Origin of the sequence: Candidatus Enterococcus moelleringii (assembly GCF_017377575.1) — a bacterium.
GTDB classification, from domain to species: Bacteria; Bacillota; Bacilli; order Lactobacillales; family Enterococcaceae; genus Enterococcus_A; species Enterococcus_A moelleringii.
Window position 1 is genome coordinate 1 of the sequence record NZ_JAFREM010000015.1, and the last position, 24,526, is coordinate 24,526.

Consider the following 24,526-nt stretch of genomic DNA (forward strand, 5'->3'; position numbering starts at 1 on the left):
TTTGATAGAATAACTGATTTTCAGTCGTCTGTCAACGTCTTTTTTTATCAAATTGTAAATGTTTGTTTCGCTTTGGAACATTCAATAATATAGCAGTTTTAAAGCCGTTGGTCAACGAAAAAAAGGCATGTTTTTTCACTTTTTTTCAAATCCGACAGATCGGTGTTCAATAACCTGTTTTTGTTCGTTTTTCGTCAAAAACGGGTGTGATTATTCGCGATTTATATAACCTTTTTGGGCTTTTGTATTCTTGATTTTTTTTAAACTCATAAAGCGGATTTTCGCCTTCGTTCTGTTTCTCTGGTAAAATGGGGGTAAGAACATATTTTTTAATTATGGAGGTTTTCACATGAAAGTATTAGTTGCTGATGATGATAAAGAAATTGTTGAGTTGCTGAGTATTTATTTACACAATGAAGGTTACGAGGTTGTTAAAGCGTATGATGGAAAAGACGCGTTAAGCAAGTTACGAACATCCAGTGATATCGAATTACTAATCTTGGACATTATGATGCCGGTAATGGATGGAATGCAAGTTGTTAAAGAGCTGCGCAAAGAATCGCAAATCCCCATTATTATGTTAACTGCTAAAACAACCGATATGGACAAGATTAAAGGTTTGGTAGCTGGAGCAGATGACTATGTGACTAAACCGTTTAATCCACTTGAAGTAATGGCACGAGTGAAATCGTTATTACGCCGAACTAAAATGCAAGTAGCTGAAGACCAACCGGATATTCTAGAGATTCAGTCACTGATTATCAACAAAGACTCTCACGAAGTAAAAACAGTGGATGGTAAAGAAATTCAACTGACTGCTTTGGAATTTGGTATTTTGTACTTGCTGGCTAGTCACCCTAATCGCGTGTTCAGTGCGGATGAAATTTTTGAACGTGTGTGGAAACAAGAAAGTATTGTATCGGCTAAAACGGTAATGGTTCATGTCAGCCACTTGCGAGACAAAATTGAAGAAGCCACCGATGGAGAAAAAGTCATTCAAACCGTTTGGGGCGTCGGATACAAGATCGATGCAAAATAGTGTAGAAAAAAAACGCCGTGTTACGCTTACTTCAAAAGAAATTAGCGAATTAATTGCTGAAGGTATTGTCACGATAATCATTTTGCTTCTATTAAATGTAGCAATTATGGTCGTTCTTACTCAGATGATTGAGAACTCACCTAACTTAAGTGATGCCATTTACAACTCGCGAAATATCTTTGCCCAGAATTTTAATACGGATATCTTTTTAAGCGCTCGGAATTTTCTTTTCCCTTTCTTTTTCATTGTTGATGGACTAATCGTTTTTTGGCGGCTGATCCGACGTTATCGTCAGATGCAGCTGCGCCATATTATAAATGAGCTTCATTATATAGCTAACGGCAACTATGATTATCGAATCCCTTTTGAATTACGAGGAGATTTGAGTAAGGTTGTTGCCAGCATTAATGGGCTAGTTGATAGTACGGTAGCTGCGATTGAAGATGAACGAGAGATCGAAAAATCAAAAGATGAATTGATTACAAATGTTAGTCATGATATTCGAACACCATTGACTTCTATTATCGGCTATCTGGGGTTAATTGAAGATGGCCAGTATCAATCTAAAGAAGAAGTATTTAAGTATACACATATTGCCTACACTAAAGCGAAACAAATGAAATCCCTAGTTGATGACCTGTTTGAGTACACTAAAGTTCGCCAGCCTACTGTTCCAGTTAATGCGATGTCTTTTGATATGGTACAGCTATTAGAACAATTGGCTGCTGATTTTGAACTAGAGGCCAGTAAAAAGAATATTCAGCTCTCGGTTGAAACCAGCGAAAGCAGTCTGATTATGGATGGTGACACTGAAAAACTAGTTCGTGTCTTCAACAACCTGATTACAAATGCTCTCAAATACGGTGGTCATGCGACACAAATTGTCATGCAGCTTGAGAAAGCGAAGACCGAGGCGATTATTACGGTGAGAAATAATGGAACACCCATACCTCGGGAATCACTGGACCAATTATTTGACCGCTTTTACCGCGTAGATGAATCGCGTTCCCAGGAAATCAGCGGGACGGGGTTAGGTTTGGCTATTTCTCAAAATATTGTCAATTTGCATGGCGGCTATATTTATGCGCAGTCCAATAAACAATGGACTTCTTTCATTATTCATTTGCCGTTGAAAGCCAATTTGCCGAAAGAACCTACTATTAAAGACCATTGACTTTAAATTTCATTTTGCTTATACTGTGGTTAATCATTAATTATTACAAATGCAGGAAACCAAGTACGTAAGTTCGTCCTTTTAGAGAATTGGTGGCTGGTGAAAACCAATAGACGGCTTAAGGAAATCCAGTTTCATGATCTGCGCTTTTTGAAAAAGAAGCCGGAAGACAGCCGATATCTGTCAACTAAGAGCAGCCGATTTTTGGCTGAACTCGGGTGGTACCGCGAAATAACACACCGTTTCGTCCCAAGATTACAGGGATGAAATGGTGTTTTTTATTTTATCTAAGGAGGAAAAAATAAATGTTAGATGTAAAAATGATTCGTCACAACTTTGAAGAAGTCAAAGAAAAATTGGCAACACGGGGCGTGAAAAGTGAAGTCTTAGAGCGTTTTGTCGATTTAGATGAGCGTCGTCGCCAACTATTGGTTAAAACAGAAGAACTAAAAAAATATCGGAATGATGTATCTGGCGAGATTGCGAAGCTGAAACGTGAGAAGCTGGATGCCGAAGATAAAATCGCTGAAATGAAAGAAGTTGGGGTTAAAGTCAAAGACTTAGACGGCGAAGTGGCGGAAATTGATGCGCAATTAACTGAGATTGCTACTACTCTGCCAAACTTGCCTCATGATACAGTTCCAGTTGGAGCAGACGAAGACGACAACGTAGAAGTTCGTCGCTGGAGTACTCCGCGCCAGTTTGATTTTGAGCCAAAACCTCATTGGGATGTGGCCGAAGAGCTGGATATTTTGGACTTTGAACGAGGAGCAAAAGTGGCAGGCAGTCGGTTTGTTTACTATAAAGGATTAGGTGCCCGTCTAGAGCGTGCTCTTTATAATTTTATGTTGGATGAGCATGTTTATGAACAGGGCTATACCGAAATGATCACCCCTTACTTAGTGAATAGCGAAGCGATGTTTGGTACTGGACAATTTCCTAAATTCAAAGAAGATGTCTTCCAAATTGAAGATCGGGATCTTACTCTAATCCCAACTGCCGAAGTACCGTTAACTAACTATTACAGTCACGAAATTTTGGACGGAAAAGATTTGCCGATTTACTTTACTGCGCTATCTCCTTCTTTCCGTTCTGAAGCGGGCAGTGCCGGTAGAGATACCCGCGGATTAATCCGTCTGCACCAGTTCCATAAAGTAGAAATGGTGAAATTCAGCAACAAAGAAAATTCTTACGATGAACTTGAAAAAATGACCAACGATGCTGAGGTACTTTTACAGAAACTGAATTTACCTTATCGCGTGGTGGCACTTTCTACCGGTGACATGGGCTTCTCAGCAGCTAAAACGTATGATATCGAAGTTTGGGTTCCGGCTCAAAATACCTATCGGGAAATCAGTTCTTGCTCTAACTGCGAAGACTTCCAAGCAAGACGGGCAATGATCCGTTACCGCGATGAAGATGGAAAAGTACAGTACGCTCATACCTTGAACGGATCTGGTTTGGCTGTCGGTCGAACAGTTACAGCGATTTTGGAAAATTATCAAAATGAAGATGGGACTGTTACAATTCCTGAAGTTTTGGTACCATATATGGGGAACTTGAAAGTCATCGAAAAATAAAAGCAACGGGAAAAATTCAAAGACGGGAGCGGCTGCTGTCTTTGAATTCATCCATATACAAAAAGAGGAAAGAATTGCGGGATTCTTTCCTCTTTTTGTCGTTTATTTTATTGTTCTACTGAATAGTTCGGTGCTTCTTTAGTAATTTGAACATCATGGGGATGCGATTCTTTTAGTCCGTTGCCGCTCATTTGAACAAATTGCGCGTTGTCTCTTAGCTCTTTTAAGTTAGGAGCTCCAACATAACCCATCCCAGATTTTAACCCGCCAATCATTTGGAAGACGATATCGGAGACACTTCCTTTGTAAGCTACGCGACCTTCGATTCCTTCAGGTACTAGTTTGTTTGCTTCATTTACGCCGCTTTGGAAATAACGATCACTAGATCCTTTTTCCATTGCACTAAGAGATCCCATGCCGCGATACGTCTTGAAGCGACGGCCTTGATAAATTTCAAATTCACCTGGAGATTCGTCCGTTCCAGCTAACATTGAACCTAGCATTACGGCATGTCCACCGGCTGCTAAAGCTTTAACAATATCCCCTGAATATTTGATTCCGCCATCAGCAATAATTGCTTTGCCGTATTGACGAGCCACAGATGCCGCATCGTAAATAGCGGTCAATTGAGGAACACCTACTCCGGCAACAACCCGGGTGGTACAAATAGAACCAGGTCCAATCCCAACTTTTACTACATCCACTCCGGCATCGTATAAAGCCTTGGCACCTTCAGCTGTTGCAATATTTCCGGCAATTAACGTAGCTTCCGGGAAAGTCGCTCGGATTTCTTCGATTTTGCGAAGTACTCCAGCACTGTGTCCATGAGCAGTGTCGATTATGATGGCATCTGCTCCCGCTTCTAGTAAAGCTTCTGCGCGCTCAAATGTATCACTGGTTACGCCAACTGCGGCCGCTGCTAATAAACGTCCATGTTCATCTTTGGCTGCATTAGGAAATTCGATAACTTTTTCGATATCTTTAATGGTGATTAGTCCGCTTAAACGGCCCTCTTCATCAACAATTGGTAATTTTTCAATTTTGTGTTTTTGTAGAATTTTTTCAGCATCTTTTAAAGAAGTTCCAATTGGTGCAGTGACTAAGTTATCTTTAGTCATTACTTCGGCAATCGACATTTGGAAATCAGTCACAAATCGCATGTCGCGGTTCGTAATAATACCGACTAATTTGCGGTTTTCCAAGGTTTCCACCACGGGTACGCCACTGATGCGGTAACGACTCATTAAGTCTTCTGCATCACGCACTTTATGGTCCGGAGTTAAGAAAAACGGATCGATAATAACGCCGCTTTCTGACCGTTTTACTTTACGAACTTCATCTGCTTGGGCTGCAATACTCATGTTTTTGTGTATAACACCTAAACCGCCTTGACGTGCCATTGCAATTGCCATTTTACCATCGGTCACTGTATCCATACTTGCACTCATCAATGGAATATTCAGTTTAATATTTTTGGCTAACTGCACACTCATGTCCACTTCATTTGGCAACACATGACTTTCAGCTGGAATTAACAAGACATCATCAAAGGTTAGACCTTTTTTTACAAATTTCGTTTCCCAATTAGACATTGTTCGTAACCACTCCTCTAAATTATTTTTACTGAATAAACTAACAGATGGTTTTACTTAAGTCAATAACCCGGAGAGAAATCCTCATCTAACCTTCACTTTTCTGTCCACTCGATCAATTGTTCCTCTGATAACACGACTTCTTGCGGGGATACTTGATACCACGTCGCGCCGCTGATGGTGTTCCTGATCAAATAAAGCTCCCCTTGATTCGTGAAATCAGCTAAATGCAAAACAACAAACTGCTCCCCTACCTGATGTATTCCTTTGACTACCTGTTTCATCATGCGTTTTGTTTCATGAATTCCCTTTTGCTGCTCTCTGGCTTTTTCTACGGCTGTGGTCAGCGTATAGCCTTCATCTAAATAATTTTTGATCATTTCTACTTTAACGACCATCGGAAGTCGGTATTTACGGTTACTCTTCCCTTCAGAAACGATGGAAGAAATATAGCCCTTTTCTTCCCAATACCTCAATTGCCTTGGAGAAACCTCCGTCATTTTACTCAGCTCACTAATACCCACCACTAACTCATCACTTTCCAGCAGTTGTTTTACCTTTGCTTTATTCACAGGAACACCTCATTTCTACCTTAAATTATACTTTCGATAACAAGCGTGTCAAGTAAGTTGACAAAAATCACAAACAGCAGTAAAGTAACTCTCGAACATTTTTTCTGAAATTTTCATAAAAATAGAGAGGGCGTGAGATCGTGAAACAATCGGTCGACATCTATGGAAAACCGTACAACCGTTCTTTGTTGGTAGCCGTATTACTAATCGGAACCTTCTGTACGGTTTTAAACCAAACTTTATTAACCACAGCATTTCCTACACTAATGAAAGATTTTGATATTTCAGCTTCTAGTGTACAATGGCTGACTACTGGCTTCTTGCTGGTAAATGGGATTATGATTCCCATCAGTGCGTGGTTAATTAACAAATTCAGTTCTAAAAAATTATATATGACCGCGATGATCATTTTTTTGATCGGAACGATTACTTGTTTTTCTGCTCCTAGCTTTTCCGTTCTATTAATTGGACGGTTGATTCAAGCCGCTGGAGTTGGTATTTCTATGCCGCTTTTGCAAAACATTATGCTATCCATCTTCCCTCCAGAAAAACGTGGTTCTGCAATGGGTATGGCAGGTATTGTTGTCGGCTTAGCACCTGCATTAGGACCCACACTTTCGGGTTGGATTATTGACCATTATACTTGGCGTGACCTATTTGGGATGGTAATCCCAATTGTTATCTTAGTATTGATTTTAGCCAGCTTTTTAATGAAGAGTGTGATTCGCTTGTCGAATCCAAGTATCGATATTCTTTCAGCAATCATGTCTACCATCGGTTTTGGTAGTTTGCTTTATGGCTTTTCGACAGTTGGGGACAACGGTTGGGGCAGTCCTAAAGTTCTTGGCTTTTTAGTCGTTGGGGTTCTAGTCATTGCGGCCTTCGCTTGGCGGCAGCTGCATTTGGAGCACCCTTTCTTGGAATTGCGGGTGTTCAAATCAAGCACCTTTACGATTGCAGCTATCTTAGTTGGGGTCGTTAATATGGCGATGGTAGGTGCAGAGATGGTTCTTCCATTATATATTCAAAATATTCGGGGAGAATCAGCTTTCCATTCTGGTTTGATGCTGCTTCCTGGAGCGATTGTGATGGGGGCTATGATGCCGATCACTGGATCTATTTTTGATAAATATGGTGCGAAACGTTTAGCTATCGGCGGCATGCTGATCCTAACTGCGGCGACCTTGCCTTTTGCTTTCTTAACTAAAGAAACACCGATTGCTATGATCGTCATTTTGTATGCCTTACGGATGTTTGGGATCTCGATGGTTATGATGCCCGTTACTACTTCTGGCATGAACGCTCTTCCAATGGACTTAATTAGTCACGGAACAGCGGTTAATAACACCTTCCGTCAAGTAGCCAGCTCAATTGGAACGGCTATTTTGATTAGTATCTTAAGTAACGTAACCAAAGGAAACTTACCTAAGGCGGGCTTATTGAAGACTTTGCCGCTGACCTATAAGACCCAAGCGTTAAACGCTACCTTATCTGGTTACCACGCTGCCTTTTATACTGCAGTCGCTTTTGGTATCGTTGGCTTTGCCATTACCTTCTTCTTGAAACAGAAAAAAGTAGAAGCTGGGGGGCAAGAATCATGATTTTTGTTGTGACTATTTTAAGTGTTTTAGCCTTTGCTTTAACCAATATTTTTGCAAAAAAACATTGGCAAACAGGACTTTCCGTTTTGTTTGCTGCCATCTTCTTAGTTAGTTTAGGTTTCATCACAGCCAATGACCATTACCATTATGGGATGAAAAAAGTAACTGAAACAACGGTTAAGCCCTTAGTCTCCAGTGCTGATGGACAACAAGGCAATATGTTATTGTATCAGCCTTTAGGAAATGGTACTGAAAAGGTCTATCTGTATAAAACAACGAAGGACCAAAAGAAACCTAAGGCAACTGGAACAGATTTAGTTGCTAATCACCTAAAAACGAACCAGAAAAAGGCGCAATTGATCGAAAAGATAACCTACTGGACGTACAAAAACGACACAGCGAAACGTTGGTTTAATCTGACTAGCAAAGACCATGAGTTAGTCAAAGAAGATAATACCTTCGAGGTCAGCGATGATTGGTTTGTATTAACTACTGATCAGGCTAAAAAATTAGCCAAGCTCGCTGCTGACAACCAGTCAGCGATGGCTGAACAGGCTAAAGCTTTTGTCCAAGAAAAAGTGGGTCAAGCGATGACGCAAAACCCTTCTTTGGATCAAGCCGCTCAACAACAGATAGCTAAGCAGGCAACTGCTGACTATCAAAAAGAAGCGATGACCAAGCTTATTGCTGAAGTTACACAATAAAAAAATGCGATCTCCCAAAATTGGAGGTCGCATTTTTTGTGATTATTTCTGATTTTGAGGTTTTGGTCCTGCCAAACTGCTGACAATACCATACCGTTTTTTCAAGAAGTAACGAGCAGCTAAGGCGATAGCCCCCAGCGCTGTTAAAATGACTGGATCAATCGTCGGATTCAACGATGACGGTAAGAAGACGGCCCCGTTGAAGATCAAAAACCAGACTAAGGTCATAGATCCTAGAATCAAAATCGTTTTCCAGGTTTTTGGTTTCTTAGATTTATCTGCTCCTGGTTGTTCATATTGATAAACAAACAAATACATGAAGTAGAACACTAGCCCACCAGTCGCTGACGCAACGATTAAGGCGGTTAAGCCATACGTAGCCGTTTGTGTTCCACGTGGAACAAACAGCGCCATAGCGCCTGAAATAAGGGACAATAAGCCGAATAAAAACATAAAGTTATCCAACCACATTAAGACTGGCTTGGTGGCTAATTCATTTTTTACCGGTTTGTTAACAATCGCATCCAAACGCTCGGAGACTGTACCAAACAACTGGCGTGCTGTTTTCCCGGTTTTTTGTTCAGTCACCAAGATTGGCAGCATATCATGCAGCGCTTCTTCTTGCTGTTCCTCCGAAAAATTAGCCGCATCCAATGATTTTTTCAAGTCAAAGATGTATTGCTGATTACGTTTTGTTAGTTGTGATTCTAGCTGACGGTTTTCTGCCGCTAGCTCCTGCAACTTTTCTGGTTCCATCTTTTTTCCCCTTTCAGCTTAGACGTTGAAACGGAATAACATAACGTCGCCATCTTGAACAACGTAGTCTTTCCCTTCCAAACGAACACGTCCGGCTTCCTTAGCAGCATGCATACTGCCATATTTGTCTAAATCTTCAAAAGATACGGTTTCAGCCCGGATAAATCCTCGCTCGAAGTCCGTATGAATGATCCCAGCTGCTTGAGGTGCTTTCATCCCTTTACGGAAGGTCCAAGCTCTAACCTCTTGTTCTCCGGCGGTAAAGTAAGTTGCTAAGCCTAACAAATCATAGGCTGTACGGATCAATTGGTCTAAGCCAGATTCTTCTACGCCCATTGCTTCTAAAAATTCGGCTTTGTCTTCATCGTCTAATTCAGCAATTTGCTCTTCTGCTTCAGCACTAATCACAATGACTTGTGAATTTTCAGTTGCCGCAAAGTCGCGTACTACTTGCACATAGTGATTGCCATCAGGATCGGCTACCGTTTCTTCATCAACATTGGCTACATATAAAACTGGTTTGCTGGTTAACAAGAACAGGCTTCGTACAATTTTTTGTTCGTCATCTGAGAACTCAATCGTCCGTGCTGACATGCCTTCTTCTAAAACTGGTTTGATCTTATCCAATACGGCTAATTCTGCTACCGCATTTTTTTCTTTCGTTTTAGCTACTTTAGCTACGCGGGCGTAGCGTTTATTCACTGAATCCAAATCGGCTAATACCAATTCCAAATTAATGGTTTCGATATCTTCTAATGGATCTACGCGTCCTTCAACGTGGGTGATGTTCTCGTCGTCGAAGCAGCGAACAACATGACAGATCGCATCTACTTGGCGAATATGGCTCAAGAACTGATTTCCTAATCCTTCACCTTTGCTGGCACCTTTGACGATTCCAGCAATATCAGTGAATTCAAACGTAGTAGGCACTGTTTTTTTCGGTTTTACTAATTCTGTTAGACGCTCTAAGCGCCAGTCAGGTACTTCCACCATTCCAACATTGGGATCAATTGTCGCAAACGGGTAATTGGCCGCTTCGGCTCCTGCTTTGGTAATTGCATTAAATAAAGTTGATTTACCAACGTTTGGTAAGCCAACGATTCCGGCTGTTAAGGCCATGTCTTTTTCATCTCTTTCTGTTTTAGATTACGATTGTTCGTTTTCGCTCTCTTTTTTCTCAAGAACTTTTTTCATCTTTTTTTCAAAATCGCGACGTGTCATCATTACAACATGTCCGCAATTCACGCATTTGATTTTGATGTCTGCTCCCATTCGCACGATTTCCCAGCGATTGGTTTGGCAAGCATGAGGCTTCTTCATTTCTACAATATCGCCTAAATCATACATAGTCATTCCTCCTACGCTTCATCAAAATGAATACTTAAAATATCTAAAATCCGCGTCAAATCATCCGGCGACAAGTATTCAATAGCAATTTTTCCTTTGCCATCCTTCTCGACAATTTCAACGCTGGTTCCGAATTTATCCATTAAGCGATCTTCGCTTTCTCTTAGATAATACGGTTTTTCCTTAGCTAACCGCGGACCTTTTTTCTTTTCTTTGGTTTTGCCTTCGTTATATTCCGCCACCATTAGTTCCAGTTGGCGAACAGTTAAGCCTTCTTTTACTACCCGGTTAGCCAGCTTTAAGATTTGATCTTTTTTCTTCAAACCTAAAAGGGTTCGGGCCTGTCCCATCGAAAGACGTTCATCCTGCACCATTTCTTTTACCAGCTTAGGTAACGTCAATAGACGCAAGTAGTTAGCGATATACGGACGGCTCTTGCCTAAACGCTCTGCTACATCCGCTTGGGTCAATTTTAAATTCTTCATCAGCATATCATAGGCTTCTGCTTCTTCCAAAGGATTCAAGTCTTCCCGCTGCAAGTTTTCCAATACGGCAATCTGCATCATTGCTTCTTCGTCGAACTCACGAACAATTGCTGGAATGGTTTCTTTTCCAGCTAATTTCGAAGCCCGGAAACGGCGTTCGCCGGCAATTATTTCATAGCCCTTTACTGCCGATTTTCGCACGATAATTGGTTGAAATACCCCGGATTGCTCAATCGAGTTTGCCAGCTCCTGCAGCGAAGTCTCGTCAAATGACTTTCGCGGCTGGTAAGGATTGGGACGTAATTCACTTAAGGGGATTTCGATAATTTGATCATTTTTCATATCAACCTCTTCGATTTCTGACAAATCTTGAAACAACGCATCAATTCCGCGACCTAGTCCTTTATTATTTTTGCTCACGATCTAACACTTCCTTTGCTAGCGCCTGATACACTTCCGCACCTTTTGAACGTGGGTCATAATCAATAATCGGTTTGCCATGACTTGGAGCTTCAGACAAACGTACGTTACGAGGAATAATGGTATCGTAAACCTTCTCTTGGAAATAGCGACGTACCTCTTCAACAACTTCCGCACCTAAATTGGTTCTAGCATCGTACATAGTTAGCAGGACGCCCTCGATTTCCAATTCAGGATTAAAGTGTTTTTGAACAAGACGTACAGTGTTTAACAATTGACTTAATCCTTCCAACGCATAATACTCGCATTGAACTGGGATTAAAATGGCATCACTGGCGGTAAACGCATTGATGGTCAGGTGTCCCAAAGAAGGCGGGCAATCGATTAAGATAAAGTCATAATCATCCGTAACATCGCTAAGTGCACCCTTTAGTCTAGATTCCCTAGCCATCATAGAAGTCAATTCAATTTCTGCACCTGCTAGCTGCAGGGTGGCAGGAACGATGGATAAGTTTTCTCTTTCCGTTTGAATAATCGTTTCCTTAATCGGAACTTCGTTAACCAATACATCATAAATATCTTCTTTAACATCTGGTTTTCTAATACCCAGGCCGCTGGTTGCGTTGCCTTGAGCATCACTATCAATTAATAGGACTTTTTTCCCAATAAAAGCCAAGCAAGCGCCCAGATTAACGGTAGTGGTTGTTTTACCAACACCACCTTTTTGATTTGCAACAGAAATAATCCGTGCCATGTACTTTCCTCCTATTTCAGTGGTTGCTTATTCGGCAGCCCTGGTTTTCGCGGATACTTTTTCGGTGTTTCCTTTTTCTTCTGGATCGTCAACACATAGCGGCTGCCGCCGTCATTAGGTAATGAAACGTCTTGCTCTTTCACTAATTTCCCACCTAAAACTGCGATCGCTTTTCTTGCTTCTTCCAGCTCTTCGTCGCTTTTAGCTGCTTTTAGCGCAAAAAAATAGCCTTGTTTTTTCACTAACGGCAGGCAAAGTTCTGCCAACACGTTTAGTCGCGCTACTGCTCGAGCCGTGACAGAGTCAAAGGATTCCCGCAGGTCTTTTCTCTGAGCAAATGTTTCTGCCCGATCATGATACAAAGAAACGTTATCTAAGCCTAACTCTTCTACTAAAGTAGTAAGAAAGGTAATTCGTTTGTTTAAGGAATCGACGATCGTTACCTTTAGCTCGGGACAAACAATCTTCAAAGGAATACTTGGAAAACCAGCACCAGCCCCCACATCACATAGCGAGCCGTCGGTTTGAAAATCCTCTGAAAAAAGTAAAGTCAGTGAATCGTAAAAGTGTTTCAAATACACCTCTTCCAACTCAGTAATGGCCGTTAAATTCATCTTTTGATTCCATTCAACAAGGAGTCTATAATAGGCGGAAAATTGTTCCATTTGCCTACTGGTCAATTCCAGTCCATGTTTGGCTAATTCAGCCTGAAATTCTTCTGGTTTCATAGAAAATCCTCTCATATTGTGAAACAGATAAAATGTTTCACAGACTAACCTCTACTTTAACGCAAATTCCCTTATGATGCAATGCTTTGAACAAGTTTCACAACTTGAATAAAGAAAGATTTAACACCCAAAATCTGCAGCTATTTTTTGTATAAACCTCCTTTATCTAACTTATCAAAATAAAACATTAGTACTTAAGCATCTCCTCGCGTAGAATGACTATGTAACTAAATAAAAGAAGCGAGGGTACAATTTATGACTGAACGATTATCCGGACACACGCTGCTCATTGGTTTAATGGCTTATCCAATCCGTCACAGTATGTCGCCTACCATGCACAATGAAGCATTTGCTAAACTGGGACTTGACTATGCCTACTTGGCTTTTGAAGTTGGCAATGACGAATTGAAAGACGCGGTGCAAGCGATTCGTGCTTTAGGTCTGCGAGGATCTAACGTTTCAATGCCCAACAAACAAGAAATCATTCAATATTTAGATGAAGTCTCACCAGAAGCCCAATTAATCGGTGCTGTGAATACCGTTACTAACAAAGATGCTAAAGGACACTTAGCAGGGTATAACACTGATGGCATCGGCGCAATGGAAGCACTAAAAGATGAAGGTGTAGAAGTAAAAGATGCAATCATTACCTTAACAGGTGCTGGCGGAGCTGGAACTGCGGTAGCTGTTCAAGCTGCTTTTGACGGTGCGAAAGAAATCCGTATTTTCAACGTAAACGACGGCGTATTCGCAAACGCTCAAGAAACAGTCAAAAAAATCAACGAACATACCAATTGTATCGCTACTGCAACAGACTTAGCTGATCAAGAAGCCTTCAAAAAATCAGTTGCCGAAAGTTCTATCTATATCGATGCAACTGGTGCCGGCATGAAGCCTTTAGAAGATGTTAGTTTAATTGAAGATCCGGAAATGATCCGTCCAGACTTAGTGGTCTTCGATGTTGTTTATTCTCCAAGAGAAACAAAGCTGTTGAAGTTCGCCAAAGAACATGGTGCTAAAAAAGCCATTAATGGTTTAGGCATGATGCTTTATCAAGGCGCTGCAGCCTTTAAGTTATTTACAGGTGAAGACATGCCAGTAGATTATATCAAAGACTTACTTTTTAACGAAGAATAAGCTTGGATTTAGACGCATAGGACAATGTTCCTGTGCGTTTTTTTGCTGGATCAGAATATGTCGTTAACCTTATCTTTAATAGATTTTCAATCCTATCCACTTCATTGATTGCGTTGTTAAAAAATGTGTAAAAATTTTCATTAAATGTATAAAAACAACGCTGCATAGAAATGCATAAAAATTCACCAGTCGATTCTCGTTGTTATATAACACACAACTAAAACGCTGTTTGTAGCCGCTCCCACAAGAATCAATTTAATAAAAAATGAATGCATATCTCTGAGTTTTCTCAATTAAGTTCAGCCGAAATGTTCAGACTTGTTGTGGACTGTTATGCAAGAGTTGTTTCATGTGGAACTTTCCATCTGTTTTCAGCATAATTACATACAACATAATATATCAGTTCTTAATGTTTCGAAAACATCTTCTTTCCCCTGACTACGCTTCTTGAAGGTACATTTAGTTTCCTAAACAAACCAAACCTCTCACACTAACATATTCAATCGTAGAGTTGAATCTCAAATAAGGGATCAGATGTCCTCAACCAAAGTTCACTAAACATAGTGACATGAGTAAAGATATATAACGTGATACAAATTTATCTATCTTTAAAAATAACTACATGCTGAATAACTGATAAATTAATTCTTCTGCAACTTCCACAGATGAATATCAGGCTTGTCTTGTAAATATTGGGATCAATTGGAAGACAGGCTCATGTTTATAGCGTAAAACGTCGAATCTGAGTACTTATCTAACTCAATGAAAAATAAATAATAAGAAAGCACATAAACTGTGAAGATACCGGTATGCACTCCCGGATCACAACTATAAATTTGGGAATTCTGTTGATTTAGCAATTAGCAAAAACAATATATCTCGTTATTTAAATAAAGGACTCATCTATAACCCAATCAAATTAAGCGATATTCTCAAACACATATAAAACCTATCAATACCAAACAAAAAACACTTAAACAGTGAATTTTTCCAATACAATATTTTTTGCCACCATCGGATTTGTCGTTATTCAAAACAACTTTTCATAGCTCATATACGGATTTAAAATCCGACTATCTCAACTAATAAATTTTTCCCCTTCCAGCTTTATCTTCGATTTATCTCGCAAATCCAACGGTAATAACTGGTCTTATCTGGTGAGTTGCGACCTACAGAAAGTTGATTGTTTGCTATTCCTCAAACACTGTCATTTTTAAGTTTAAAAATGTTACACGTGAAACATTTTAGCTGGTTCACTCGAATTAAAATAACTATCTATCGAAATAATAAAAAACAGCTGTCGGCCAAATTTATCAGCTGACAGCTATATCATTTACTCCAGTACTTTCTTCATTTTGAAGGCTTTGTTTTCCTCAGAATTTGATTCTTGATCCGATAATTCAAATAGAATATGATCGCCATTCGCTGGATCTTCTACAATAACCAATTTCCCTAATGACTCTCTCTGATCCTTTACAATTTGTGCTTCTTTAATTAATTCTTTTGGATCACGTTTTGATGCTAAAGCATTTCCTAAGTTGAAAAAGACTGTTTCTTCCATCGATTTATCCTCCAATTTTAAACAACAACAATCATTAACCATTAATTTGTATGTCTGCCTTTTTCTATTTAGCCTGAATAGACAGTCAGGTGAGCCGGTAGTACTTGAATCTTTACCGGTAACGCCGCCCCTGGATCTCCATCTACGTTAGTAGCTAGCTTTGCCTGATTTAACACTTCAATGATCAAGTTTTCTGCTGTCAGATACGCAACGTTTTTAGTGGATTCTGTTATTCCTTTTAAGAGATCTGGCACGGTCTTTACTGTATCCAAAAACTTTTGGTCTTTTAAGTATAGCAGATGTAATTTGCCATCGTCGATTGTGGCATTTGGTATCAGAGATTCAAACCCGCCAATTGAGTTAGTCAAACCAATCAATAAGGTGCTGCTTTCGATTTCCTGTTCTTCCCCATCGATAGTCAGCTTGAATTGGTAGGATTGATTAGCCGACAGCTGTTTCGCTCCTGAAATGAAGTAGGCCATTTTGCCAAACTTGGTTTTTTCTTTAGTATCAACCTGGTTAATCCCTTCAGGAATAGCACCAATCGCAACGACATTAGTGAAATAGCGATCGTTTATTTTGCCAATATCCAGGTGTCTTTGTTTGGTAATATCTAAAGAAGAGATCGCTTCTTTAGGATCTAAAGGCATGTTAAGAGCTCGGGCCAAATCGTTGACCGTTCCTAAAGGGAAAAAGCCGAAATTTGGACGATTTTCTTGCCCAGCTAAGCCATTAACCGCTTCATTAACAGTCCCATCTCCACCCATCGTGAATACGCTGTGATACTGTTCTTGCGCTGCTTTTGCTGCAAAATTCTCCGCATCTCCTGCCTTCTCGGTCCGCTTCACTTCCACCTTATCAAAAAGGCTCGCTAGTTTCTCTTTTGCTGAAGCTTCGTACTCCTTAGCTTTTTCACCACCAGAGCTAGGATTAACGATCAATAAAACGTTTTTCATAAGACACCTCCAATAAATCAATCAACTAAGCCACTCCACTATTTTACTATCAGCGAATGTTTAATCGTTATCCTCATCATACTGGATTTACTTAAAAGTTATAAGCTAAGAGACTCGTACTTAACAACTTGTTTTCCAGCAAACGATCAATAAGAAGAATCCAACTGACTTTTCTTAGCAGCTTGTTTATTAACTATAAAAGATTGCGATTCTTCAATTAACGAACTAAAGAATTATTGAATCTCTTTCTTAAAGAAAAAGTAATCGCAGTCCGCTACCGGAACATCTTTGATCTTTCCAAATTCCTTATAGCCGTTTTTTTCATAGAATCGCGGTGCCTCAAAGGAAAAGGTTTCTAAATGAATCACTTTGCATTTTTCTCTTTTTGCGATACTCTCCATTTTATTCAGCAAATTTCTTCCTTGCCCTTGACCACGCAAGGATTCATCTACCCAGAAAAAATCAATATGCATGATATTCCAGAAGCAGTGGGCAACAATACCACCCATCAGCTTAGTTGTCTCATCATACAAGTAACAGCCGTAAGTGGATTCTGGCAATGTATCAATTGAAGGAGGTAAGCTGCTGTTCCCAAATTCAACTATTTTGTCTTTGACCAATTCTTGCATCTCAAGGGTATTATTTTCTACAATATTCACTTCTATTCACCTAAGTCTCTCTAACGAATTTTATTTCTGTCAGCATCGCTTGCAACTAACGAGCCATAGCAATCTCAAAGCAGCTAATTTCTTTATCTATTCACTGCAAATTTTAAAAGCGTTTCAATCAATTATAACAGATTGGTTTTAAGCACTGAGGTATTTCTTTATGTTCCTGGGAATCATCCCCTCTCACTGTCAAAGCAGGTGACTAGACAAGCGAGGTCTTTGAACACAACTTCAGGAAAAGCGGCTTCTTGGGCACAAGTCCACAAAAATAACGACCGACATCTACACTCTGGTCACTAGACCTGGCAAGATGGATCGGTCGCTGATTTTGCGAAATATATAACTCTTTAGATCGAAGGATAAATCATTTTATACTTCTACTTTGGCAATTTTTCCTTGTTCGATATAGACCATCAAGATACTGATATCAGCTGGATTTACGCCGCTGATCCGGCTGGCTTGAGCGATAGTTTCTGGTTGAATCTTTAGCAATTTTTGGCGTGCTTCGGTAGCCAAGCCGTTGATTGCTTCGTAGTCAATCCGTTCTGGAATGCGTTTTGCTTCCAAACGTTTCAATTTTTCTACTTTTTCCATCGCTTTTTTGATGTAGCCTTCATACTTGATTTGGATCTCTACTTGTTCCACTTCTTTAGCAGTTAGGTTGTCATTGGCAGGAATAAATTGAATGACTTCTTGATAGCTGATCTCTGGACGTTTCAAGAAATCGGCTGCTAAGACACCATCCTTCAATTCCGCACTGCCTTTTTCCCGTAGGAAGCTTTGAACTTCAGCAGTTGGTTTGATACGGATTGTTTCTAATCGTTTGATTTCTTCTTCGACGTTGGCTTTCTTAGACAAATAGTTTTGGTATTGTTCTTCTTCTACCAAACCAATTTGATGTCCAGCTTCTGTCAAACGCAAGTCGGCATTATCATGACGCAAAATCAAACGGTATTCCGCACGAGAAGTCAACAAACGGTAAGGTTCGTTGGTTCCTTTAGTTACTAAGTCATCGATCATGACACCGATGTACCCATCGCTGCGTTTCATAATGAATGGTTCTTTGCCTTGAATTTTCAAGGCAGCATTGATTCCGGCAATTAAGCCCTGGCCAGCAGCTTCTTCATAGCCGCTGGTACCATTAGTTTGGCCAGCTGTATAAAGATTTTCAACTACCTTTGTTTCCAGTGTTGGACGCAGCTGATGAGGTGCCACCATATCGTACTCGATCGCATAACCTGTCCGCATCATTTCCGCATTTTCCAAGCCTTCAATTGAGTGTAATACGTCGTTTTGGACATCTTCTGGTAAAGAAGTAGATAGCCCTTGTACGTAAACTTCTTCGGTATGCAAACCTTCCGGCTCCAAGAATAATTGGTGACGGCTTTTATCTGAGAAGCGAACAATCTTATCTTCAATCGAAGGGCAATAACGAGCGCCTACACCTTCCACGATACCAGTAAACATCGGTGCGCGATGCAAGTTGGCTTGAATGATTTCATGGCTTCTAGGGTTCGTATAGGTTAACCAGCAAGGTACTTGTTCCATGTTGTAAGCTTCGTCTGGTGTACCGTAGCTGAAATGATTTGGTGCTTCATCCCCTGGTTGAATTTCGGTTTTGCTGTAATCAATTGTGCCGGATTTTACCCGCGGTGGGGTGCCTGTTTTAAAGCGGTGAATCTCAAAGCCTAGTTCTTTCAGATTGTCAGACAGCTTAATTGAAGGCTGAGAGTTATTAGGGCCGGAAGAATACTTCAAGTCACCAATAATAATTTCGCCTCGTAAAGCTGTTCCAGCAGTAATAATAACGGCTTTGGCTGAGTAAACAGCTCCAGTGGAAGTCACAACACCTTTACAGATACCGTCTTCAACAACTAAACGATCCACTACGCCTTGTTTCAAGGTCAAGTTTTCTTCTTTTTCAATCGTATGCTTCATTTCTTCTGCGTAAGCATGCTTGTCGGCTTGTGCTCTTAGGGCCCGGACAGCTGGTCCTTTACCAGTATTCAGCATCCGCATTTGAATATAGGTTTTATCAATGTTTTTGCCCATTTCGCCGCCTAATGCGTCAATTTCACGGACAACGACACCCTTGGCCGGTCCTCCGATTGATGGGTTGCATGGCATAAAGGCTACCATTTCTAAATTGATTGTAATTAATAAGGTTTTTGAGCCCATGCGTGCAGCAGACAAGGCTGCTTCTGATCCGGCATGGCCGGCTCCTACTACGATGACATCATATGATCCTGCTTGATATTCCATGACTCTCTCCTTTATTTTCCTAGACAGAATTGACTAAATAGCTGTGTAATTAATTCATCCTGGACACTATCGCCGACAATTTCGCCTAGATAGTCCCAGCAACGCGTCATATCGATTTGAACAAGGTCAACAGGCATTCCTGCCTCAATCCCGCCTTGCACCTCATATAGCGCCTGTGAGGCGTTCTCCAGCAACGCGATATGACGAGTATTAGATACGTAAGTCGCATCCTTTTCGCCGGTTTGACCGCCAAAGAATAAGGCAGCGATCGCTTCTTCCAATTGATCCAAGCCATCCTGCTGCAAAACAGAGATAGCCAACAGCTCGTCTTCACCGGTTAGACGACGCAATTCGTCTTGGTCCAATTTAGCTGGCAAGTCGGTCTTGTTCAGCAAAATGATTCGTTTTAAATTTTGAGTTGCTTCTAATAAGTTGCGATCTTCTAGGGTCAGCTCTTCGCTTTGATTTAAGACTAATAAAATCAAGTCCGCTTCACTCAAGGCTTTGCGGCTGCGTTCTACCCCAATTCGTTCCACAATATCTTCGGTTTCACGAATGCCGGCAGTATCAACTAATTTCAACGGTACGCCTCGGACATTCACGTATTCTTCAATTACATCACGAGTGGTACCGGCAATCTCGGTCACGATGGCTTTTTCTTCATGCAGCAAATAATTCAATAAGCTCGATTTCCCGACGTTTGGTCGACCGATGATTGCTGTGCTTAAGCCTTCCCGCAAAATTTTGCCTTGTTTAGCGTTTACTAACAGGGCGTCAATTTGCTGACTGACTTGCGCGGCTTTCTCCAGCAACAGCTTAGTAGTCAGTTCTTCTACATCGTCGTACTCAGGATAGTCGATATTTACTTCTACTTGAGCCAAGGTTTCCAGTATTTCTTGACGCAATTGACGGATCAACTTAGACAGGTTGCCGTCTAATTGATTAATCGCAACATTCATCGCTTTATCGGTTTTTGCTCGAATCAGATCCATCACCGCTTCAGCCTGTGACAAATCCACTCGGCCGTTTAGAAATGCTCGTTTGGTGAACTCACCTGGTTCTGCTAAACGTGCCCCTTGCCGCAAGATAAGCTGCAGCATCTCATTAACCACCACAATACCGCCATGACAGTTGATTTCTACTACATCTTCTCTAGTGAAGGTTTTGGGCGCTCTCATGACGCTGACCATAACCTCATCTACCAGCTGTTGACTGGTAGGGTCAACAATATGTCCATAATGGATGGTGTGACTATCTACATTTTTTAAAGATTTTTTACCGCTTTGAAATACTTTACTCGCAATTTCAACCGCTTGGTCGCCGCTTAGACGAACAATGCTGATCGCTCCTTCTCCTGGAGGTGTGGAAATTGCTGCTATTGTGTCAAATTCCAAAATCTCTGCCACGAAAAATCCTCCTTAAACGCACAAAAAAAGCGCCCACTCCACCCCTTGTAATGAACGGGTGGACTTCGCACTTTGACTGCTGTCTCAATATTATTGTGCTACATTAGCACATTTTATTTTATTTATCAAGTTGAAAAAACCCCCGCCACGACGAGGGTCATATCAAAGTAGGAACAACTCTGTCGTATACTCTGATAAGAATGATTTCTACCACAATATACTTGCTTTATTAAGCTTTGTCAATCAGTTCTGATGGATTTTAGCGAATAGATGGCGATAGCATTCATATTTACGACTGTATTCAATCAAAAATCACCAAAAATAAAACAGGATTTAGATAGTTAGGAATCCCTGTATTATTCCAATCGTTCATTTCTGTCCATAATTTTTAAATACGTCTACAGCTTCTCGGATTTGTTCTTGATTCATCATGGCTAGTTCTCTTCCGCAAGACCTGGCTGCGACGATCGTTTTACAAGCTTCTTCTAAATAGACACATGAATACAAGGCTTGCTTTAAAGAGTCTCCCACACCAATTACACCATGATGCTTTAGTACTACTGCTAACTGCTCGCCTAGATAATCAACAGCTTTGACTCCCATATCAAGACTGGCTGCTGAAGAGTAAGGCGCTACTTTAACATCTCCTCTGGCGGCATTGGCTAAGGTGGTCAAATTACACGGAATTTCGTCTTCAATCAAGCCTAAAGCTGTGGCGTATGGTTGATGTGTATGGATAATACCTTTAATATCCGGCCTTTTTTGGAAAATGTATAACAAAGCGATTGTATCAACACTTGGTCTGCGCTTAGACTCTAAAATATTTCCATCGATATCCATTACGATAATGTCCTCAGGAGTAAGGTCTTCATAGATCATCCCGCTGGGTGTCACTAGAATTTCCCCTGAATCCATACGCCAGCTGACATTTCCGCCAGATAAGGCGATTAAACCGTATCGATCCAATTTTTTACCTGTTTCGATAACCATTTCCTTTTCTGCAGTAAACATATATCCACCCTCTCGTTATTGTCCGCGTTTTTTCTCCAATTCCAAGTATTGCGTATTGACTCTGCGAGCTCTTGCTTTTAAGGTTTCTGGATGAATCTTGTATTCAATGTCTAATATCTGACGCATTAAATCTTGGCCATCGTTAAATTTCTTAAACTGAACCCAATAACGGCCTTTTAATAGATTGTAGTCATTTATTCGAATATACATTTTTCCACCAGTAGGAAATTCTCTCACGCGAATTTTCTTAATTTCATCGATTTTGTAAGAATCTTCTCTTCCTAAGGATTCAAAAGAAAGAGTTGTCTCGCTGATTTTTACTTGTTGAGTGTTACATTTCCCGATAAAACTATTCCAAAAGGTATAAAAAGCAATGAGTGCTATAAAAAATAGAATACCGCGATTAACCCTTCCAGCAATGCCTAAATACAAGCAAACTACTGTAATTATTCCACTGAATCCGCCCGTCAATTTTACATCGAAAAAAAAGAGCAGTTTGTCATAAGAAAATATTTTTGTCTGCATGAGTAAAACCTCCCTTTTGATTAGTGGACAGGCATTTAAACTTCAAATGCCTGTCTAATCAATTTATTCGCCGCTGGCACCAGATTCGTGCAGCAATTTAGCTTCTTGTTTGATCCGACCGCGATTCCAAACAGCCATTACTACAGCCACCACAGCAGAAATACCCGTTCCGATATATCCTAATCCATTTAAGCGAACTAGTACCCAAGTTAATGGATTCGCACCATCACAGATAGAAGAGATCATTTTTGCACCTTCCGGCATTTCAAAATTAACGTTGCGGGCTGCGACAGTGATCATTGGTGCTAAATCAGTCGCAATCAGTAAACCGACGACTAATACAATAATCCCGATAATAATGCCGCGGAAGCCATTTTCCTTTACGATCGGGGTAATCAAAACGAACATCCACGGAATAACCGCTAAGTCAGCAAATGGCAATACTTGGTTTCCTGGTAAGATTACCGCAATAAAAATCAGCAATGGAACTAGAACAAATGAAATAGCCAATGTAACGGGATGCCCAACACCTACAGCAGAATCTAAACCAATATAGATTTTGCCGCGATTTTGAAATCTTGTTTGAATAAATTCACTTGCGGCATCACTAATTGGAATTAAGCCCTCCATTAGAAGTGCTGCCATTTTAGGAATCAAGACTAGTACTGCTCCTAGCGAAACACCTAATGTTAAAACACCTGTTGCATCATAACCAGCTAGAATCCCAATACCAATACCTAAAAGTGTACCTACTAAAATTGGTTCACCGAACACGCCAAAGCGTCTTTGGACCGTATCCATATTAATTTCGATCTTATTGATAACTGGAATTTTATCCATTATTTTATTGAAAAGCATTGCAATCGGTGCATAGGCAGTCGTAAATCCATGAGGCAAAGAAATGCCCGGCAAGTCTAACGATTTTTCAACTTCTGGTGCAGTGTAATCTGCCAACACCATAATAATGACCATATTAATGACCGCAGCACAGATACCTAGAGGCAAGCTGTCAGTAAGAATAGCAACCAGTGCTCCAGTAAAGGCAAAATGCCAATAATCCCAGATATCAACATCAACTGTTTGTGTTGTATTCGTCAAGAGCATGACTATATTTACCAATAAACCTAACGGAATAATGATTAATCCTACCGTTGAGCCCATCGCAATAGCTGCTGAAGCCGGCCAACCAACATCAATAATTGATAAATTTAAGCCAAAACGGCTGATCATCTCTTGCACAGCTGGCGATAAGCTTGTACCTAATAGGCTGTTAATGACTAAATTTAGCCCAATAAAACCTACACCTACTGTCAAACCAGCCCGTAGACTTGAACCCACGCCTGTCCCTAAAACACAGCCTAAAATGAAGATAACCAGAGGCATAACGACAGAAACGCCTAATCCTTGAATAAACTGAAAGAACGAAATAATTGCATCCATTTTTTTCCTCCTTTATTTAAACCAAACTACTTCTCCATCAATTCTAAAATCATATCGATCGACTTTTGAGCATTGACGCCAGTTAAGAAACAAACCCCTGGAACAAATGGACAATTCAGCTCTTTTGGTGCCATGGTTGTAGCAATTAAAAAGTCATAGCTGCTGGATTTTTGTGTCGCTTCAGAAATTTTACATTGGGTAATCTTGTACTTTCCTTTATACCCGTTTTCATCTAGCATTTTTGTGATTTTTGCGTTTACCGCGGTTGATGTAGCGATGCCTGAGCCGCAAGCCAATAAAATATTTTTCATTCTGTATTCCTCCTATTGAATAATTTTTTTAAACGTTTCGACAACTTCTGTTTCTGATGTTGAATCTAATAGCTGCAAGATTTGCTGATCATCTTGCATAAGATTAATTAGTGCTTGTAAAAATTCCAGCTGTTTATGCGGATTCTTAATTGCCAGCATAAAAAGGATTTTTACATCTACATAGTCATTTTCATCTCCTCCCATCACATGAAATTTCACTGGATTCTTTAAGATACCTATTGCCAGTGACTGTTTTTCTACGTGAATCGCATCAGTATGAGGGATTGCTACACCTAAACGTTCTAGCAACAATCCCGTAGGAAATTCTTTTTCTCGTGTCTGAACGGCTTCTTTGAAGGAATCCTTGACGACTTTTTCTTCAATCATCATGTCTGCAAGTTGTTGCAGGGCTTCTAAATCTGATTTCGCTTCAATATTTATTCGTACTAAATTGCTGGAAATAAACATATCCATTAAACTATCTGCCACAATAATCA

General features: G+C 40.4%; 24 protein-coding genes and 1 other annotated feature. Of the genes, 6 read left to right on the top strand and 18 right to left on the bottom strand.

Annotated elements, in window-relative coordinates; genetic code table 11:
- The first annotated feature begins 349 nt into the window (after nt 1-349).
- The 3 genes from croR (at nt 350) to serS (ending at nt 3,793) form a co-directional block, all read left to right on the top strand.
- Nucleotides 350-1,039: a response regulator transcription factor CroR gene (gene croR, locus JZO70_RS09210; RefSeq protein WP_010758780.1), complete on the top strand. Its 690-nt coding sequence runs from the start codon at nt 350-352 to the stop codon at nt 1,037-1,039.
- On the top strand, nt 1,029-2,213 hold the full coding sequence (locus JZO70_RS09215) for a sensor histidine kinase (RefSeq protein WP_207673412.1): 1,185 nt from the start codon (nt 1,029-1,031) through the stop codon (nt 2,211-2,213). Before croR ends, JZO70_RS09215 begins: the two co-directional genes overlap by 11 nt.
- 40 nt (nt 2,214-2,253) lie before the next feature.
- Nucleotides 2,254-2,468, top strand: a binding site (T-box leader).
- A gap of 50 nt (nt 2,469-2,518) precedes the next feature.
- Entirely contained in the window at nt 2,519-3,793 is a 1,275-nt protein-coding gene (gene serS / locus JZO70_RS09220; protein ID WP_207673271.1) for a serine--tRNA ligase, read from the top strand.
- 107 nt (nt 3,794-3,900) lie between these two features.
- Here serS and guaB read toward each other — a convergent pair whose 3' ends face one another.
- The gene (gene guaB, locus JZO70_RS09225; RefSeq protein WP_207673272.1) at nt 3,901-5,385 is read right to left on the bottom strand and encodes an IMP dehydrogenase; all 1,485 of its coding nucleotides are present in this window, start codon (nt 5,383-5,385) and stop codon (nt 3,901-3,903) included.
- A gap of 95 nt (nt 5,386-5,480) precedes the next feature.
- Nucleotides 5,481-5,957, bottom strand: a complete 477-nt coding sequence (locus JZO70_RS09230; protein ID WP_207673273.1) for a MerR family transcriptional regulator — start codon at nt 5,955-5,957, stop codon at nt 5,481-5,483.
- Nucleotides 5,958-6,097: 140 nt separating this feature from the next.
- Here JZO70_RS09230 and JZO70_RS09235 point away from each other — a divergent pair, with 140 nt between their 5' ends.
- Both JZO70_RS09235 and JZO70_RS09240 read left to right on the top strand, forming a co-directional pair.
- Complete coding sequence (locus tag JZO70_RS09235; RefSeq protein ID WP_347565122.1) at nt 6,098-7,558, top strand: MDR family MFS transporter; 1,461 nt, start codon at nt 6,098-6,100, stop codon at nt 7,556-7,558.
- The gene (locus JZO70_RS09240) at nt 7,555-8,262 is read left to right on the top strand and encodes a DUF4811 domain-containing protein (protein WP_207673274.1); all 708 of its coding nucleotides are present in this window, start codon (nt 7,555-7,557) and stop codon (nt 8,260-8,262) included. Before JZO70_RS09235 ends, JZO70_RS09240 begins: the two co-directional genes overlap by 4 nt.
- A gap of 42 nt (nt 8,263-8,304) precedes the next feature.
- Here JZO70_RS09240 and JZO70_RS09245 read toward each other — a convergent pair whose 3' ends face one another.
- Genes JZO70_RS09245 through rsmG form a run of 6 tightly spaced genes read right to left on the bottom strand, consistent with a single transcriptional unit; the run spans nt 8,305 to nt 12,752 of the window.
- Nucleotides 8,305-9,018 (bottom strand): DUF1129 domain-containing protein, encoded by a 714-nt coding sequence (locus JZO70_RS09245; RefSeq protein ID WP_207673275.1) that lies wholly within the window; start codon nt 9,016-9,018, stop codon nt 8,305-8,307.
- 18 nt (nt 9,019-9,036) lie between these two features.
- Nucleotides 9,037-10,137 (bottom strand): redox-regulated ATPase YchF, encoded by a 1,101-nt coding sequence (ychF, locus tag JZO70_RS09250; RefSeq protein ID WP_207673276.1) that lies wholly within the window; start codon nt 10,135-10,137, stop codon nt 9,037-9,039.
- Nucleotides 10,138-10,164: 27 nt separating this feature from the next.
- Nucleotides 10,165-10,365: a DUF951 domain-containing protein gene (locus JZO70_RS09255; protein ID WP_207673277.1), complete on the bottom strand. Its 201-nt coding sequence runs from the start codon at nt 10,363-10,365 to the stop codon at nt 10,165-10,167.
- 11 nt (nt 10,366-10,376) lie between these two features.
- Nucleotides 10,377-11,270, bottom strand: coding sequence for a ParB/RepB/Spo0J family partition protein (locus JZO70_RS09260; protein WP_207673278.1), 894 nt, complete (start codon nt 11,268-11,270; stop codon nt 10,377-10,379).
- The gene (locus JZO70_RS09265) at nt 11,257-12,024 is read right to left on the bottom strand and encodes a ParA family protein (RefSeq protein ID WP_207673279.1); all 768 of its coding nucleotides are present in this window, start codon (nt 12,022-12,024) and stop codon (nt 11,257-11,259) included. The genes JZO70_RS09260 and JZO70_RS09265 overlap by 14 nt, the downstream gene beginning before the upstream one ends.
- 11 nt (nt 12,025-12,035) lie before the next feature.
- Complete coding sequence (gene rsmG, locus JZO70_RS09270) at nt 12,036-12,752, bottom strand: 16S rRNA (guanine(527)-N(7))-methyltransferase RsmG (RefSeq protein WP_207673280.1); 717 nt, start codon at nt 12,750-12,752, stop codon at nt 12,036-12,038.
- Between the two features lie 255 nt (nt 12,753-13,007).
- Here rsmG and JZO70_RS09275 point away from each other — a divergent pair, with 255 nt between their 5' ends.
- Nucleotides 13,008-13,889, top strand: a complete 882-nt coding sequence (locus JZO70_RS09275; protein ID WP_207673281.1) for a shikimate dehydrogenase — start codon at nt 13,008-13,010, stop codon at nt 13,887-13,889.
- A gap of 1,333 nt (nt 13,890-15,222) precedes the next feature.
- Here JZO70_RS09275 and JZO70_RS09280 read toward each other — a convergent pair.
- The 10 genes from JZO70_RS09280 to JZO70_RS09325 all read right to left on the bottom strand — a co-directional run bounded on the left by JZO70_RS09280 (nt 15,223) and on the right by JZO70_RS09325 (nt 24,518).
- The gene (locus JZO70_RS09280; RefSeq protein WP_207673282.1) at nt 15,223-15,450 is read right to left on the bottom strand and encodes a hypothetical protein; all 228 of its coding nucleotides are present in this window, start codon (nt 15,448-15,450) and stop codon (nt 15,223-15,225) included.
- Nucleotides 15,451-15,518: 68 nt separating this feature from the next.
- Nucleotides 15,519-16,406: a diacylglycerol/lipid kinase family protein gene (locus JZO70_RS09285; protein ID WP_207673283.1), complete on the bottom strand. Its 888-nt coding sequence runs from the start codon at nt 16,404-16,406 to the stop codon at nt 15,519-15,521.
- A gap of 233 nt (nt 16,407-16,639) precedes the next feature.
- Nucleotides 16,640-17,065, bottom strand: coding sequence for a GNAT family N-acetyltransferase (locus tag JZO70_RS22420; RefSeq protein WP_207673284.1), 426 nt, complete (start codon nt 17,063-17,065; stop codon nt 16,640-16,642).
- 378 nt (nt 17,066-17,443) lie between these two features.
- On the bottom strand, nt 17,444-19,336 hold the full coding sequence (gene mnmG, locus JZO70_RS09295) for a tRNA uridine-5-carboxymethylaminomethyl(34) synthesis enzyme MnmG (RefSeq protein WP_207673285.1): 1,893 nt from the start codon (nt 19,334-19,336) through the stop codon (nt 17,444-17,446).
- Between the two features lie 11 nt (nt 19,337-19,347).
- Nucleotides 19,348-20,742: a tRNA uridine-5-carboxymethylaminomethyl(34) synthesis GTPase MnmE gene (gene mnmE / locus JZO70_RS09300; RefSeq protein WP_207673286.1), complete on the bottom strand. Its 1,395-nt coding sequence runs from the start codon at nt 20,740-20,742 to the stop codon at nt 19,348-19,350.
- A 369-nt stretch (nt 20,743-21,111) separates the two neighbouring features.
- Nucleotides 21,112-21,753, bottom strand: a complete 642-nt coding sequence (locus tag JZO70_RS09305) for a class II aldolase/adducin family protein (RefSeq protein ID WP_207673287.1) — start codon at nt 21,751-21,753, stop codon at nt 21,112-21,114.
- Between the two features lie 15 nt (nt 21,754-21,768).
- Nucleotides 21,769-22,278, bottom strand: a complete 510-nt coding sequence (locus tag JZO70_RS09310) for a hypothetical protein (RefSeq protein ID WP_207673288.1) — start codon at nt 22,276-22,278, stop codon at nt 21,769-21,771.
- Nucleotides 22,279-22,341: 63 nt separating this feature from the next.
- Nucleotides 22,342-23,718: a PTS galactitol transporter subunit IIC gene (locus tag JZO70_RS09315; RefSeq protein WP_207673289.1), complete on the bottom strand. Its 1,377-nt coding sequence runs from the start codon at nt 23,716-23,718 to the stop codon at nt 22,342-22,344.
- Between the two features lie 26 nt (nt 23,719-23,744).
- Nucleotides 23,745-24,029: a PTS sugar transporter subunit IIB gene (locus JZO70_RS09320; RefSeq protein ID WP_207673290.1), complete on the bottom strand. Its 285-nt coding sequence runs from the start codon at nt 24,027-24,029 to the stop codon at nt 23,745-23,747.
- 12 nt (nt 24,030-24,041) lie between these two features.
- Nucleotides 24,042-24,518: a PTS sugar transporter subunit IIA gene (locus JZO70_RS09325; RefSeq protein WP_207673291.1), complete on the bottom strand. Its 477-nt coding sequence runs from the start codon at nt 24,516-24,518 to the stop codon at nt 24,042-24,044.
- Nucleotides 24,519-24,526 lie beyond the last annotated feature (8 nt).